Raw genomic sequence first — 14066 nt, forward strand, 5'->3', positions numbered from 1 at the left:
CCGGTGCGGCGAGAGTGCGTGCCGGGCGTCGCGACGGGGCGAACGTTGCCTGTTGCGGCACTAGAGGCGCCGCTGCCAGGTCTGGCCGGTCAGGTCCTGGCCGAAGCTGTGATGGGGGTCCTCGGCGGTGAGTTCGAAGCCGTGGCGCTGGTAGAGGCGGCGGGCGGAGCCGAGGACGTCGTTGGTCCACAGGGTGATCGCCTCGTACCCGGACTCGCGGGCGAAGTCCAGGCACTCCTCGATCAGGCGGGCGCCGACGCCGAGGCCGCGGGCCGCCGGGTCTACGAGGAGCAGGCGCAGCTTGGCGGTCCGGTCGTCCGCGCGCACGCAGAAGACGCAGCCCGCCCGCTGCCCGTCCACCTCGGCGATCCAGGCGGACTGCGGTCCGGGTTCCTTGCCGTCGGCGTAGTCGGCGACGATCCGGCAGACCAGCGCCTCGAAGTCGGTGTCCCAGCCGAACTCCCGGTCGTAGAACTCGCCGTGGGCCATGACCACCCAGCCCAGGTCGCCGGGCCTGCCCAGGGGCCGTACGACCGCCTCGCGCTCCGTCATCGCGTCCTCCCGGTACCCTTCCGCGTCACTGAAACGACTGTTTCAGTAGACTAACTCCGGTGAGCCCCTCCGAGCCAGACCCCTCCCCCCGGCGCCGGGAACTGCTGGAGGCGGCCTACGCCTACGCGCTGCGCGGCGGTCTTGCCGAGCTGTCCCTGCGCCCGCTCGCGGAGGCGATCGGGTCCAGCCCGCGGGTGCTGCTCTACCTCTTCGGCAGCAAGGACGGGCTGATCCGCGCCCTGCTCGCCCGGGCGCGGGCCGACGAACTGGCCGCGCTGCGGCGGATCATGGACGCGCGGGAGGAGCCTCGCGGGCTGCGGCCGGTCGCGCGGGAGCTGTGGCGGTGGCTGTCCGACGACGCCCACCGGGGGCTGCTGACCCTGTGGGTGGAGAGCTACACCCGCTCCCTCACCGACCCGGACGGTCCCTGGGACGGCTTCGCGCGGGCCACGGTCGAGGACTGGCTGACGCTGCTCGCGGCCGCGCAGCCCGCCGAAGTGCGCGACACCGAGGCGGGCCGGGACGAGCGCACGCTCGTGCTCGCCGTGCTGCGGGGCGGGCTGCTGGACCTGCTCGCCACGGGCGACACCGCGCGCGTCACGGCGGCGGTGCACAGCCAACTCGCCTCCGAAGAACAGTAGTTCACCCCAGCGCACGGTCCAGGTTGAAGGCCGCACTGATCAGGGAGAGGTGAGTGAACGCCTGGGGGAAATTGCCCTGTTGCTCTCCGGTGCGGCCGATCTCCTCGGCGTACAGGCCGAGATGGTTGGCGTAGGTGAGCATCTTCTCGAAGGCGAGGCGGGCTTCGTCCAGGCGGCCCGCGCGGACGAGTGCCTCGACGTACCAGAACGAGCAGATGGAGAAGGTGCCTTCGTCGCCGCGCAGGCCGTCGGGGCTGGCGCCGGGGTCGTAGCGGTAGACGAGGGAGTCGGAGACGAGTTCCTCGGTGAGCGCGTCCAGGGTGGAGAGCCACTTGGGGTCGGTGGGGGCGATGAACTTGGCGAGCGGCATCATCAGTACGGAGGCGTCCAGGACGTCGCTCGCCTCGTGCTGCACGAAGGCGTGGCGCCGCTCCGACCAGCCCCGGTCCATGATGCGGCGGTAGATGTCGTCGCGGGCCTGGCGCCAGCGGCGGTGGTCGGCGGGCAGGCCGCGGCGGTTGGCGAGCCGGATGGCGCGTTCGATGGCGACCCAGCACATCAGCCGGGAGTAGAGGAAGTTCTTGCGGCCGCCCCGGGTCTCCCACACGCCCTCGTCGGGCTGGTCCCAGTGGTCGCAGACCCAGTCGACCAGGCGGCACACGTCGTCCCACTGGGCGCTGGAGATGGGCTGGGCCCATTTGTCGTAGAGGTAGATGGAGTCCACCAGGGCGCCGTAGATGTCGAGTTGGAGCTGTCCGGCGGCCGCGTTGCCGACGCGGACCGGTGCGGAGCCCCGGTAGCCCTCCAGGTGGGGCAGTTCGCGCTCGGGCAGCCGGGTGCGGCCGTCGATGCCGTACATGATCTGGAGCGGGCCGCCGGACTCGCCGTCGCCGGGGCTGATGTGGGTGGTGAGGAAGCGCATGAACGCCTCGGCCTCGCCGCTGAAGCCGAGCCGGAGCAGGGCGTAGACGGCGAAGGCGGCGTCGCGCACCCAGACGTAGCGGTAGTCCCAGTTGCGCTCGCCGCCGAGCTGTTCGGGCAGGCTGGTGGTGGGGGCGGCGACGATGGCGCCGGTGGGGGCGTAGGTGAGCAGCTTCAGGGTCAGGGCGGAGCGGTGGACCATCTCGCGCCAGCGGCCCCGGTAGCGGGACTGGGAGAGCCAGCGGCGCCAGTAGGCGACGGTCGCGTTGAACTGGTGCTCGGCCTCGGCGTGGGCGCAGCCGCGCGGGGCGATCTCGTCGCCCGCCTGGTCGAGGGCGAACACGGCGGTCTCGCCCTCGCCGAGCTTGAAGTCGCCCCGGGCGTCGTGGCCGTCGAGTTCCAGGGCGACGGTGGTGGTGAGCGCGAGGGACAGCTCCGGCGACTCGAAGAGCAGCCGCCCTTCGTCCTCGCGCAGGGTGTGCGGGTCGGCGCCGTAGCCGAAGCGCGGGGCGACCAGGACGCGGAACGGGACGGTGCCGCGGACGCAGACCACGCGCCGGATCAGCCGGTGGCGGCCCTGCTCCGCCTGGTCCTCGCCGGTGACCGGCATGAAGTCCTGGACCTCCCCGACGCCCTCCTCGGTGAAGAAGCGGGTGATGAGCACGTTGGTGTCGGGGAAGTAGAACTGCTTGGTACGGGCCGGTACGGCGGCGGACAGCGCGAAGCGGCCGCCGCGCTCGGGGTCGAGCAGGGCCGCGAAGACGCTGGGGGCGTCGAAGGAGGGGCAGCAGTACCAGTCGATGGTGCCGTCGCTGCCGACCAGGGCCACGCTGCGCAGATCCCCGACGAGGCCGTGCTCGGCGATGGGCAGGTGGCGCGGGCCACCCCTGGGAATGTCCTGCTGGAAGGAGGTGCCGTCCATCGCCGCTGCCTCCCGGTGGGGATACGGGGGTGTCTCCAGCTTAGGGCGGGGAGGTGCCCGTGCACTCCGGGGGCCAGGGGGATGTGTGGGGCCGCCGGGGCCGGGCAGGCGCTCCGGCACCGGCCGCACGGGCCGCCCCCGGGATGCGGGGCGTGGCCCGGCGGGCAATGGTGAGAGGGTGCCCCGTTCTGCGGGCACCGGCACGGATGCGCCCATCCGGACCGACGAGGAGGCATCATGTCGAGCTCAACATCCGAAGAGTCCCGGTCGTCCGACGATTACTGCACCCCGGACGCCCTGCTCCACACCGCTCCCTCCCGGGACGTCACACCGGAGGACCTGGTGATGGCGGCGGGCAGGGACGTCACGCCGAAGAACCTGGACTGGGCCCGCCGCAAGCTGGAGAGCGAGGGCTCGGTGGCGGTCGAGAAGCTGCTGCCTTAGGGGGTGCGGCGCGCGGAGCCTGCGGCTTCGCGCGCCGTGGGTACGGCCATGACCGGCAGGGTGATGCGGCGCTGCGCCGGCGCGCTGGAGAACGAGGTGCTGAGCGCGCTCTGGGCCACCGAGCGGGCGCTGACCCCTGCCGAGATCCGGGCCGGGATCGGCGGTCTCGCCTACAACACCGTGCACACCATCCTCAAGCGCCTCTACGACAAGGGGCTGGTGCTGCGCGACGCGGACGGCCGCCGGGGCGCGTACCGCCCGGCGAAGCACCCGGCCCAGCTGACCGCCGAGGCCCTGCGCCGCGCCCTGGACCAGGGGCCCGACCCCATCGGCGCGCTCGCCCGTCTCGTGCCGCTGCTACGGCCGGAGGAGGCGCGGGCACTGCGCGGCTTCCTGGCGGGCGAGCCGGACGGGGGCGCGGGGTGCGACGGGGGCGAGGGGTGCGAGGGGTACGGCGGAGGCACGGGGTGCGACGGGGCCCCGAGCCCGGCGGATTCCACCGCCCCGGCACCCCAGCCGCACCCCCTGACCCGCGCCCCCGGAAACCCGTGACCCCTCGAAACCCGTGCCCCCTCACACGTTCCGCGGCTCCCGGTGCAGGGGCTGTTCCGGAGTCGGCCGCAGCGGCACCGGCGGCAGGGGGCGTACGGCGGGCTCGCCGGTGTGCAGGGTGAAGGACTCCCCGTGGTGGCTGAGGAGCAGCGGCGGGCCGTCCAGCAGGGAGTACGTCGCCTTGTCCGCGCTGATCTCGACCCGCAGCCTGCGCCCCCGGTACTGGAGGTGGAAGGCGAGGCGGCGCAGACGCTCGGGCAGGCGCGGCGCGAACCGCAGCCCGGAGCGGCCGACGGGGCGCCGCATCCCGCCGAAGCCCACGACGAGTGCCATCCAGGTCCCGGCCAGCGAGGCGATGTGCAGTCCGTCGCGGGTGTTGTGCTCCAGGTCGTGCAGGTCCATCAGGGCCGCCTCGGTGGTGTAGGCGTAGGCGAGCCTGAGGTGCCCGGTCTGGGCGGCGATGACGGCCTGGCAGCAGGCGGACAGGGAGGAGTCGCGGACGGTCAGCGGCTCGTAGTAGGCGAAGTCGCGGGCGATCTGCTCGTCGTCGAAGCAGGTGTCGCAGGTGTAGAGCGCGAGGATCAGGTCGGCCTGTTTGACGACCTGTTTGCGGTAGAGGTCGAAGTACGGGAAGTTGAGCATCAGCGGGTACTGGTCGGGGCGGGTGCCCGCGAAGTCCCAGCGCTGGTAGCGGGTGAACCCCGCGCTCTGTTCGTGGACGCCGAGTTCGTCGTTGTACGGGATGTTCATCGCCTCGGCGGCGTCGCGCCAGGCCGCGCTCTCCTCCTCGTCGGCGCCGAGCAACTGCGCCTCCTTGGGGTGGCGTTCGACCGCGTCGGCCGCCGCGAGCAGGTTCTGACGGGCCATCAGGTTGGTGTACGCGTTGTCGTCGGCGATGGCGCTGTACTCGTCGGGCCCGGTGACGCCGTCGATGTGGAAGGCGCCGTGGTGGTCGTGGTGGCCCAGCGAGCGCCACAACCGGGCGGTCTCCACGAGCAGTTCGACGCCGACCTCGCGCTCGAAGCGGACGTCGCCGGTGGCCTCGACGTAGCGGACGACCGCGTCCGCGATGGCCGCGTTCACATGGAAGGCGGCGGTGCCGGCGGGCCAGTACGCGGAGCCCTCCGAGCCCTCGATGGTGCGCCAGGGGAACGCGGCCCCGCCGAGCCCGAGTTGGGCGGCGCGTTCGCGGGCGGCGTCCAGGGTGTTGTGCCGCCAGCGCAGCGCCTCGGCGACGGCGCGCGGGGAGGTGTGGGTGAGGACGGGGAGCACGAACATCTCCGTGTCCCAGAAGGCGTGCCCGTCGTAGCCGGAGCCGGTGAGGCCCTTGGCGGGGATGGCGCGCTGCTCGGCGCGGGCGCCCGCCTGGAAGACGTGGAAGAGGCCGAAGCGTACGGCCTGCTGGATCTCCTCGTCGCCGTGCACCTCGACGTCGGCGCGGGCCCAGAAGTCGTCCAGGCACTCCCGCTGGTCGGCGAGCAGGCCCTGCCAGCCGTCGTGCGAGGCGGCGGCGAGGGCGGCGTCCACCTGGTCGGCCATCGCGGGCAGCGAGCGGGTGCCGGACCAGCCGTGCGCGACCAGTTTCTCCACCCGCAGGGTCTGGCCGGGCTCCAGGACGGAGGTGACGGTGAGCCGGGCCACGTCGGTGCCGCTCTCGCTGCGGCTGGTGGTGCGGCCGGGCCCGGAGACGACGTGGTCGGCGGCGACGGCGACCCGCAGTCCGCTGCGCTTGGTGCGGTGGACCAGGCGCAGCCGCTCGCCGGAGGCGAAGCCGTCCTCCTGTTCCAGCGGGGAGTGCGGGGTCATCGCGGCGCGCGGGTCGCCGTTGGGTCCGGGCAGGCTCTCGTTGGCGACCAGCTCCGACTGGATGACGACGCGGCTGCGGCGGCCGACGGCCTCCACCTCGTAGGCGATGGCGGCCACGGCGCGCTGGGTGAGCGAGACCAGGCGGGTGGAGCGGACCCGGACGGTGGACCCGGCGGGCGAGGTCCACTCGCAGGTGCGCTCCAGGACGCCGCGCCGCATGTCGAGGACGCGTTCATGGGAGACGAGGCGGCCGTAGCGCAGGTCGAAGGGCTCGTCGTCGACGAGCAGCCGCAGGATCTTGCCGTTGGTGACGTCGATGACGCTCTGGCCGGACTCCGGGTAGCCGTACCCGGCCTCGGCGTACGGCAGCGGGTGCAGCTCGTGCACGCCGTTGAGGTAGCTGCCGGGCAGGCCGTGCGGCTCGCCCTCGTCGAGGTTGCCGCGCCAGCCGACGTGGCCGTTGGACAGGGCGAAGACCGACTCGCTCTGGGCGAGGATGTCCAGGTCGAGTGCCGTCTCGCGGACGGTCCACGGTTCGACGGTGTAGGCGCGCTCCGTGATCACGGCTTTCCTCCCAGCTCGGCGAGGTCTTTCACGACGATATGCGCGCCGTGCGCGTAGAGCGCGTCGGCCTGTCCGGTCCGGTCGAGTCCGACGACGTATCCGAAGCCGCCCGCGCGGCCCGCGTCCATCCCGGCGAGCGCGTCCTCGAAGACGGCGGCGCGTGCGGGCTCGATGCCGAGGTCGTGCGCGGCGGCCAGGAAGGTGTCGGGATGTGGCTTGCCCGGCAGGTGCCGTTCCGCCGCCACCACCCCGTCGATCCGTACGTCGAAGAGGTCCTCGGCACCGACCGCGCGCAGCACGTCGCGGCAGTTGGCGCTGGACGACACGATGGCGGTCGGCAGTCCCCGCGCCCTGACCGCCTCGACGTACCGCAGCGTCCCCTCGTACGCCTCCACGCCGCCGCTGCGGATCTTCGCGAGCAGCAGCTCGTTCTTGCGGTTGCCGAGCCCGTTCACGGTGTCGGCGCCGGGTGGGTCGTCCGGGCTGCCGTCGGGCAGGCGGATGTCCCGCGATTCCAGGAAGGCCCGCACCCCGTCCGCGCGGGGGCGCCCGTCCACGTACTCGTCGTAGTCGGCGACCGCGTCGAACGGCCGCCCCCGCTCCCCCTCGTACCCGCGCAGGAACGCGTCGAAGGTCTCCTTCCACGCGGCCGCGTGCACCACGGCCGTCTTCGTGACGACTCCATCGAGGTCGAACAGGCAGGCCAGGATGGTGTCGGGCAGTCCGAGCTGAGTCATAACAGGCAGCCTTCCCCGGAAGCGGGGGCGGATTCCCGGGAGGTCGCGGAGCTGGGGCCGTGTGGGGGTGCGGTGTTGCCGTTCCCCCGAAGAGGCGCCGGTGGCACACTCGGCCCCATGCAGTCGATCTTCGAAGACCTTCTGGTCCGTGCGCGTGGCCTCGTCCGGGACGGGGAGCGCGCGATTCTGGGTATCGCGGGTGGGCCCGGGGCGGGTAAGACGACGCTCGCGGAGTCGCTGACGCGGGCGCTGAACGCCGACGGGCCGCCGTGGGTGGCGCATGTGCCGATGGACGGGTTCCATCTGGCCGATGCCGAGCTGGAGCGGCTGGGCAGGCGGGACCGGAAGGGGGCGCCGGACACGTTCGACGCGGGCGGGTACGCGGCGCTGCTGCGGCGGCTGCGGGAGGAGACGGACGACGTGGTGTACACGCCCGGGTTCGAGCGCGTCCTGGAGCAGCCGATCGCCGGGGTCATCCCTGTGCCGCCGACCGCCCGGCTCGTGGTGACGGAGGGCAACTACCTTCTGCTGCGCGAGGGTTCGTGGGCGCGGGTGCGGCCGCTGCTGGACGAGGTCTGGTACTGCGAGGTGGACGAGGCGGAGCGGGTGCGGCGTCTGGTGGCGCGGCACGAGGAGTTCGGCAAGCCGCACGCGGACGCGCTGGCCTGGGTGCTCGGCCCGGACCAGCGCAACGCCGATCTGATCGCGACGACGCGCGACGCCGCCGACCTGGTCGTGCCCCGCACCGCCCTGCCGTCGCCGCAGGGGACACCGCCCGTCCCCTCCCCGGCGTCGGGGTGAACTCCGGCCGCCCCGGGGCCGTACCCCAGGGCACGGCGGAGCGTCCGCCGGTACGACTCACGAGGCGGTGGCGCCGCCGGGCACGGGTGACGCGGGCCGTCGCCCCGGGGCCCGCCGGTGCCGTCGCGGGGCAGGCGATGGCAAGCGAACAGCGGACGGCACCTCGGGACGAGCAGGCAGCCGAGGCCCCGAGACCCGTCCTCTCCCCGGCATGGCTCCGGCTGCCCCCGGAAAACCGCCGTCGGCCCCTCCTCCTGCTCCTGATCGCCCTGCTGCTCGGCCAGATGGCCGTCGCCATGGTGACCACCGCCGTCCAGCAGACGCCCACCATCGACGAGCCGGTGTACGTCGCCACGGCCACCGACTATCTCCGCGAGCACCGCCTGCGCTACAACCCCGAACACCCCCCGCTCGGCAAGCTCCTGATCACCACCGGGCTCGCGGTCGCCGACCCGCGCTACGACCCGTCCACCCCGGGCACCCAGGGCGATGTGGGCCGGCATCTGCTGTACGAGTCGGGCAACGACCCCGGGCGGCTGATGCTGTGGGCGCGGCTCCCGGTGATCGTGCTGACGCTGCTGACCGGCCTGGTGGTGTTCGCGTTCGCCCGTGACGTGGCGGGTACGGCGGGCGGCCTGGTGGCGCTCGCGCTGTACGCCTTCTCGCCCGACGTGATCGCGCACGGCTCGCTGGCCACGCTGGACATGCCCGTGACGGCCTTCCTCGTGACGGCCGCCTGGCTGGCCTGGCGCGCGCGACGGCGCCCCCGGCTGTACGTACCGCTCGCGGGCCTGGCCCTCGGCGCGGCGCTCGCGACGAAGATGAGCGCGCTGCCCGCGATCCCGCTGCTGATGCTGCTCGCCGCGCTGTCCGTGTGGCACACGCTGCCCGGCGCGGACCGGCGGCGCCGGGCGCTGCGGAGCGCCGGGGCCGCGGCGGCGGTGGCCGTGCTGGCGGTCGTCGTGGTGTGGGCGGTGTACGCGGCGGTCGATCCCCGCTTGCGCTTCTCCCCCGCCGAGCCGGTGCCCGCGATCGGCGGACTGCGCGGCAGGCTGACCTCACTGCTCCCGCTGCCGCCCGCCTACCGGGCCGGGATGCTGGTGCAGTTCGCCTTCGAGAACCACGCCTGGGAGGGTTTCCTGTTCGGGCGGCTGTACACCGGCCCGCTCTGGTACTACCTCCCCGTCGCCCTGCTGGTGAAGACGCCGCTCGCGCTCCTCGCGCTGGGCGCCGCCGGAACCGCGGCCGTCCTGGCGCTGCGCCCGCTGCGTCCCGCCGCGCCGTATCTGCTGCTGCCCCCGGCGCTGCTGCTGGCCGTGGCGATGACGGGCTCGCGGGGCTTCGGCACCCGGTACGCGCTGTTCGTGCCGGTGTTCCTGGCGGTGGCGGCGGGGTGCGTGACGCGGGTCCGGGCCCGGTACCGGTGGGCGGTGCCGCTGACCGGGCTGCTGGTGGCCTGGGCGGCGGTGAGTTCGCTGCGCGTGTTCCCGTACTACCTGCCGTACGCCAACGAGGCGTTCGGCGGTCCGGCGGCCACGCACCGGCTGCTGCACGACTCCAACGTGGACTGGGGGCAGGACCTCGGCAGGCTCGCGGACCGGCTGCGGGAGCAGTACCCCGGCGAGCGGGTGTGGCTGGTCTACAAGGGCGCCGGGGTGCCGTCGGCCTACGGCATCCGCGCCGGTGATCCGCGCAAGGTGCCCGTGTCCCAGGTGCACGGGCTGCTCGTGGTGTCGGACTCGTCGGTCGCGAAGGCGCGCGGGGATCTCGCCCGGCTGATCCGGACCAGCCGTCCCGTCGGTCAGGTGGGGTACTCGATCACGCTGTACCGGCGCTGATCCGGGTCCCCGGGCCCGCCGCGACCCGGCGGGCCACCCAGGCCGGTGAGCTATGTTGACTGATCGTGGGAGAAAAAGTCGACGGGCCGGTGCCCTCTCCGCAGCAGGCACGCGCCCAGGCGTCAGCGATCACCTCGCGCGGTGCCGTCTCCCGGGACGACGCCTCCCCGACCTCCCGGCTGCGCGCCCTGTTCGACGGGCCCCGGCTGTCCCCGGGGCAGCGGCGGATCGCGCAGTATCTGATCGAGCACCTCACCGAGGCCGCGTTCCTGTCGATCACGGAGCTGGCCGACCGGGCGGGGGTCAGCCAGCCGTCGGTGACCCGGTTCGCGGCCGCCGTCGGCTTCAGCGGCTACCCGGCGCTGCGCGAGCGGCTCCAGTCGATCGCGCTGAGCACGCTGCCGGGCCCGCACGAGGCGGACCGGGCGAACGAGCTCCAGGCCGCCGTGGACGCCGAGATCCAGAACCTGGAGAACCTGCGCCGCGACCTCGCGGACCCCGGCAGGGTGGTCCAGGTGGGCCGCGCGCTGTCCCGCTCGACCCCGCTGACCGTCCTCGGGCTGCGCATCTCGGCCTCGCTGGCGGAGTACTTCGGGTACGCGGCCCGGCGCATCCACCCCGACGTCCGGCTGGTGACCCGGGGCGGGAGCGTGGCGTACGACGCGCTGCTCCAGGCGCGGGAGGCGGGCGGCAGCTGGGTGCTGGCGTTCGGGATGCCCCGGCACGCGCGGGAGACGCTGACCGCGTTGCGGGTGGCGCGCGAGGCGGGGCTGAAGGTCGCCCTGGTCACCGATCTGGCGCTCGGTCCGCTGCCCGACGAGGCCGACGTCACCTTCACCACGGGCACCGGCTCCCGGCTGGTCTTCGACTCCTACGCGGCGCCCGGCGTGATGGCCGCCGCGCTGCTCCAGGCCATGACGGACGCCGACCCCGAGCGCACCCAGGCCCGGCTGGAGAAGTACGAGCGGGGAGCCGAGGAGCGGCAGTTCTTCCTGCCGGACTGAAACCGGACGCCACCAGGGCCGATACGGGCAGACGGTCGACGCATGAAAATTTTCATGTGTCTTGAAAACCCGACGGCATATATAAATACTGCTCCCGGCGCCCCCCACGCGGCACACCCGGAAGCGACGACGATCATGCCCATGACCACCACGCGCATCAGCCCCGACTGGCCATGCCAGGTCAAGCCCCCGGGCAGCTACGACTGGGAGCGCTCGGCGGCCCGCTGGCTGCGCGAGCTGATCCCCGCCCGCTACGCCGGTTACCCGGCGCTGATCCGGCACCCCGTCCTGCTCGCCCGGCACGCCCGGCTCCAGGTCCAGCAGGAGATCCGGGTCGCGCGCACCGCCCTGCAGACCGCCCGCACCGAGCTGCCCGTCCTCGGCCTGCCCGAGTCGGTCATCGAGCACACGATCAAGCTCTACGCGGCCGAGCTGCTCCAGCTCCAGCACATCGCGCGCAGTGTGCGCGTGGTCTCCGAGGCGCTCGGCGGACGCGGCACCGTGCGCTGAGCCGAGCGGTCCGCGTACCGCGTGAGCAGCACACGTACCGACCGGACACGTGATCGAGCGGGCTCGGCTGTGCCATGCTCGACGCGTGACGAGCGACCCGGCACTTCCCCTGGACCCGGACACGGGCGCCGACCCCACGGCGCTGGCCCGGGCCGTCGCCCGGCAGCGCGCGGAACTGGAGCGGCTGCGGGACGAGGCCGCGACCACGGCGGTGGTGGAACGCGCCAAGGGCGCCCTGATGGCGGCGGACGGCCGTTCCGCCGACGCGGCCCACCACGAACTGGTGCGACGCGCCCGAACGGGCAGCCGCACCCTCCTGGAGGAGTGCTGGCTGACCCTGGGCGCCCTGGAACAGCCCCGCCGGGAATCCGGGGGGAACCCCGACCGGGACGCCCGGCGCTCCGCGGCGGCCTCCGGCACCGGCGACATCGCGGACGTGCTCGGCGCGGTGGGCCGGGACCTGGTGCGGGTCGGCTCCCCGCGGGAGCTGGCCGCGTGTCTGCTGCGGCATCTGACGCCCGAGACCGGTGCCGACGCCGTGATGCTGTACGAGCGGCTGCCCGAGGGCGGCATCGAACTGCTGGGACACGCCGGAATCGCCCCCACCTTCGCCGCGCGGTGGCACCGGATACCGCCGCTGACCGGTGTGGCCCCGCTGGAGGCGCTGGCGGCGGGCGAGCCCCGCTGGCTGGAGGACCTGGCCAAGGACCGGGAGCACTATCTGCTCGTCGACGATCCGCCGGACCGGTGGCGGTCCCGGGCCTGGCTGCCGGTGCCCGGCGGCTCGGCCTCGACGGTCGCGCTCGGTGTCCTGCGCGGCGAGGAGCGGCCGTTCACCTCGCGCGAGCGGCGGCTGCTGCGCGCCGTGGCCCGGCTGTGCGCGGGACGGCTGCGCGCCTTCGACGCGCGCCCGGACGGCCATGACGACGGGTCGCAGCCCGTGCAGAGCGTGCTCGACGCGCTGCCCGGTGCCGCGATCCTGCTGTGCCCGCTGCGCTCCGCCTCCGGCGAGGTGGAGGACTACCGCATCGAGGCCGCGGCGCCCGAGGCGGTCGACGTGTTCGGCCGTACCGGGCAGGACATGGTCGGCAGCCGCATCCTGGAGAGCTATCCGTCCGTCGCGGGCGAGGCGCTGTGGGACGGCTACCTCCAGGCGCTCACCACCAAAGTCCCCTTCGAGAGCGAGCCGTTCGCCTACCACGACACCGTGGACGGCGTGCCCGTGACCGCGACCTACTCGGTGCGGGCCGCCCCGCTGGACGGCGGTCTGCTGGTGACCTGGCTGCGGCACGACCCGGCCGAACTCCAGGAGCAGCGCCTGGCCGACGTGCAGCGGCTCGGCAATCTGGGCTGGGCCAACTGGAACCTGGCCACCGGCGAGTCGGCCTGGTCCGCGCAGACGTACGCCGTGCTCGGCCTGGACCCCGCCGCCGGGCCGGTGCCGCTGGACCGTCTGCCCCGGCTGGTCGCGGCGGACGACACCGACAGCCTCACCCGGGCGATCACCGAACTCACCACGACGGCAACGCCGTTCGACCTGCCCTTCCGCGTCCACACCGAGCGCGGCGTACGGCATCTGCGGGTCGTCGCGGAGGCGGTGACCGAGCCGGACGGTACCCCGGTGGAGGTGCACGGGTTCGTGCAGGACCTCACCGCGCAGCGCAGCGCCGAACTGGCCCTGGTGGAGAGCGAACGCGCGATGCTGCTCCAGCGCGGCGTGCTCCAGGCCGAGCGGGCCCTCGCAGGCCGGCTCCAGCACGCCCTGCTGCCGCTGCCCCGCAAGCCGGTGCGGCTGGCCGGACTGCGGGTCGAAGTCGCCTATCTGCCGGCGCAGTCGGGCATCCAGGTCGGCGGCGACTGGTTCAGCGCGATCGAACTCCCCGACGACCAGGCCCTGTTCGTGGTCGGTGACGTGGCGGGCCACGGGATCGACGCGGTGGCCACGATGGCGCAGCTGAGGTTCACCGCCAAGGGCATGGTCAGCACGGGCTCCTCGCTGGCCGGGGCGCTGGCCCGGCTCAACCAGCTGCTGCTGCACTCCCGGGACGCGCTGACCACCGCGACCATGATCCTCGCCCGCTACGACCCCCGTACCCGCGTGCTGAGCTGGACCCAGGCCGGGCATCCGCCGCCGCTGCTGGTGCGCGGCACGGAGGTGCGCTACGTGACGCGTCCCCGCGGCATCCTGCTCGGCGCGAGCGCGGAACCGGTCTTCGAGTCGGCGGAGCTGCGCCTCGAACCGGGCGACCGGCTGCTGCTGTACACCGACGGTCTGGTGGAGCGGCCCGGCGAGAGCCTGGACACGGCCCTGTCGCGCCTGGCCGCCACGGTCCGCGCACAGGGCCGGGAGGGCGCCGGTTCGCTGGACGCGCTGCTCGCCTCGCTGCTCGCGGACGAGCGGCGCGACGACGTGTGCGTGGTGGACGTCCGGGTGCCGTCGGCCGAGGAGTAGCCGGTCCCGTTCACGTGCGCGACTCCAGTGCGCGGCGGGTGTCGTCGCCGTAGACGCCGCGCTCGTCGCCGCTGACGCCGTACCAGACCTGGAACCGGGCGACGGCCTCGGCCAGTACGGCGTCGTAGCCGCCGCTCGGGGAACCGTCCCGGAACACGTCCGGGATGCGCAGCAGGCGCTCGCGCAGTTCGGTGACGCCGGGCCCGGAGTCGCCCTCGCGCAGGGTGCCGGGGCCGTCCGGGTCGGCGGGTGCGGTGGTGGCCGGGGTGATGGTCACGGGGCGCGGGGCGGCGGAGTGCGTGGGGCGGGCGGCCGCGGTGGC

At 73.8% G+C, this 14066-nt stretch carries 12 protein-coding genes and 1 pseudogene; 8 read left to right on the plus strand and 5 right to left on the minus strand.

The features are described from left to right. Positions 1–60: 60 nt before the first annotated feature. A complete protein-coding gene (locus tag GTW40_RS21475) occupies positions 61–552 on the minus strand; it encodes a GNAT family N-acetyltransferase (RefSeq protein WP_161181823.1) in 492 nt (163 codons plus the stop codon). Positions 553–611: 59 nt separating this feature from the next. Between GTW40_RS21475 and GTW40_RS21480 the strand changes: the two genes are divergently transcribed. Further along, on the plus strand, positions 612–1193 hold the full coding sequence (locus tag GTW40_RS21480) for a TetR family transcriptional regulator (protein WP_161181824.1): 582 nt from the start codon (positions 612–614) through the stop codon (positions 1191–1193). Position 1194: 1 nt separating this feature from the next. Here GTW40_RS21480 and GTW40_RS21485 read toward each other — a convergent pair whose 3' ends face one another. Beyond that, a complete protein-coding gene (locus tag GTW40_RS21485; RefSeq protein WP_161181825.1) occupies positions 1195–3036 on the minus strand; it encodes a glycoside hydrolase family 15 protein in 1842 nt (613 codons plus the stop codon). A gap of 237 nt (positions 3037–3273) precedes the next feature. On the opposite strand from GTW40_RS21485, the gene GTW40_RS21490 reads away from it, so the two are divergent. Together GTW40_RS21490 and GTW40_RS21495 are read left to right on the plus strand one after the other, a co-directional pair. Next, on the plus strand, positions 3274–3480 hold the full coding sequence (locus tag GTW40_RS21490; RefSeq protein ID WP_161181826.1) for a hypothetical protein: 207 nt from the start codon (positions 3274–3276) through the stop codon (positions 3478–3480). A gap of 63 nt (positions 3481–3543) precedes the next feature. After that, positions 3544–3879: pseudogene (locus GTW40_RS21495) on the plus strand (BlaI/MecI/CopY family transcriptional regulator); the annotation flags it as partial. A gap of 174 nt (positions 3880–4053) precedes the next feature. Here the strand turns inward: GTW40_RS21495 and GTW40_RS21500 are convergent. After that, positions 4054–6402: a glycosyl hydrolase family 65 protein gene (locus GTW40_RS21500; RefSeq protein WP_161181827.1), complete on the minus strand. Its 2349-nt coding sequence runs from the start codon at positions 6400–6402 to the stop codon at positions 4054–4056. Continuing rightward, positions 6399–7139, minus strand: coding sequence for a beta-phosphoglucomutase family hydrolase (locus tag GTW40_RS21505; protein WP_161181828.1), 741 nt, complete (start codon positions 7137–7139; stop codon positions 6399–6401). The genes GTW40_RS21500 and GTW40_RS21505 overlap by 4 nt, the downstream gene beginning before the upstream one ends. Positions 7140–7256: 117 nt before the next feature. On the opposite strand from GTW40_RS21505, the gene GTW40_RS21510 reads away from it, so the two are divergent. From GTW40_RS21510 to GTW40_RS21530, 5 genes are all read left to right on the plus strand, one after another. Then, positions 7257–7940: a nucleoside/nucleotide kinase family protein gene (locus GTW40_RS21510; RefSeq protein ID WP_161181829.1), complete on the plus strand. Its 684-nt coding sequence runs from the start codon at positions 7257–7259 to the stop codon at positions 7938–7940. 284 nt (positions 7941–8224) lie between these two features. Continuing rightward, positions 8225–9778 (plus strand): phospholipid carrier-dependent glycosyltransferase, encoded by a 1554-nt coding sequence (locus GTW40_RS21515; RefSeq protein WP_237525614.1) that lies wholly within the window; start codon positions 8225–8227, stop codon positions 9776–9778. Between the two features lie 89 nt (positions 9779–9867). Then, the gene (locus GTW40_RS21520; RefSeq protein ID WP_161181831.1) at positions 9868–10782 is read left to right on the plus strand and encodes a MurR/RpiR family transcriptional regulator; all 915 of its coding nucleotides are present in this window, start codon (positions 9868–9870) and stop codon (positions 10780–10782) included. 135 nt (positions 10783–10917) lie between these two features. Further along, the gene (locus GTW40_RS21525) at positions 10918–11292 is read left to right on the plus strand and encodes a hypothetical protein (protein WP_161181832.1); all 375 of its coding nucleotides are present in this window, start codon (positions 10918–10920) and stop codon (positions 11290–11292) included. A gap of 109 nt (positions 11293–11401) precedes the next feature. After that, entirely contained in the window at positions 11402–13744 is a 2343-nt protein-coding gene (locus GTW40_RS21530; RefSeq protein ID WP_161181834.1) for a SpoIIE family protein phosphatase, read from the plus strand. A 10-nt stretch (positions 13745–13754) separates the two neighbouring features. Here the strand turns inward: GTW40_RS21530 and GTW40_RS21535 are convergent. Next, positions 13755–14066: peptidoglycan-binding protein (locus GTW40_RS21535; protein WP_237525613.1), on the minus strand; the 312-nt coding region annotated here is incomplete at its 5' end.

Source organism: Streptomyces sp. SID4985 (genome assembly GCF_009863025.1).
In the GTDB taxonomy this organism is placed as follows: Bacteria; Actinomycetota; Actinomycetes; order Streptomycetales; family Streptomycetaceae; genus Streptomyces.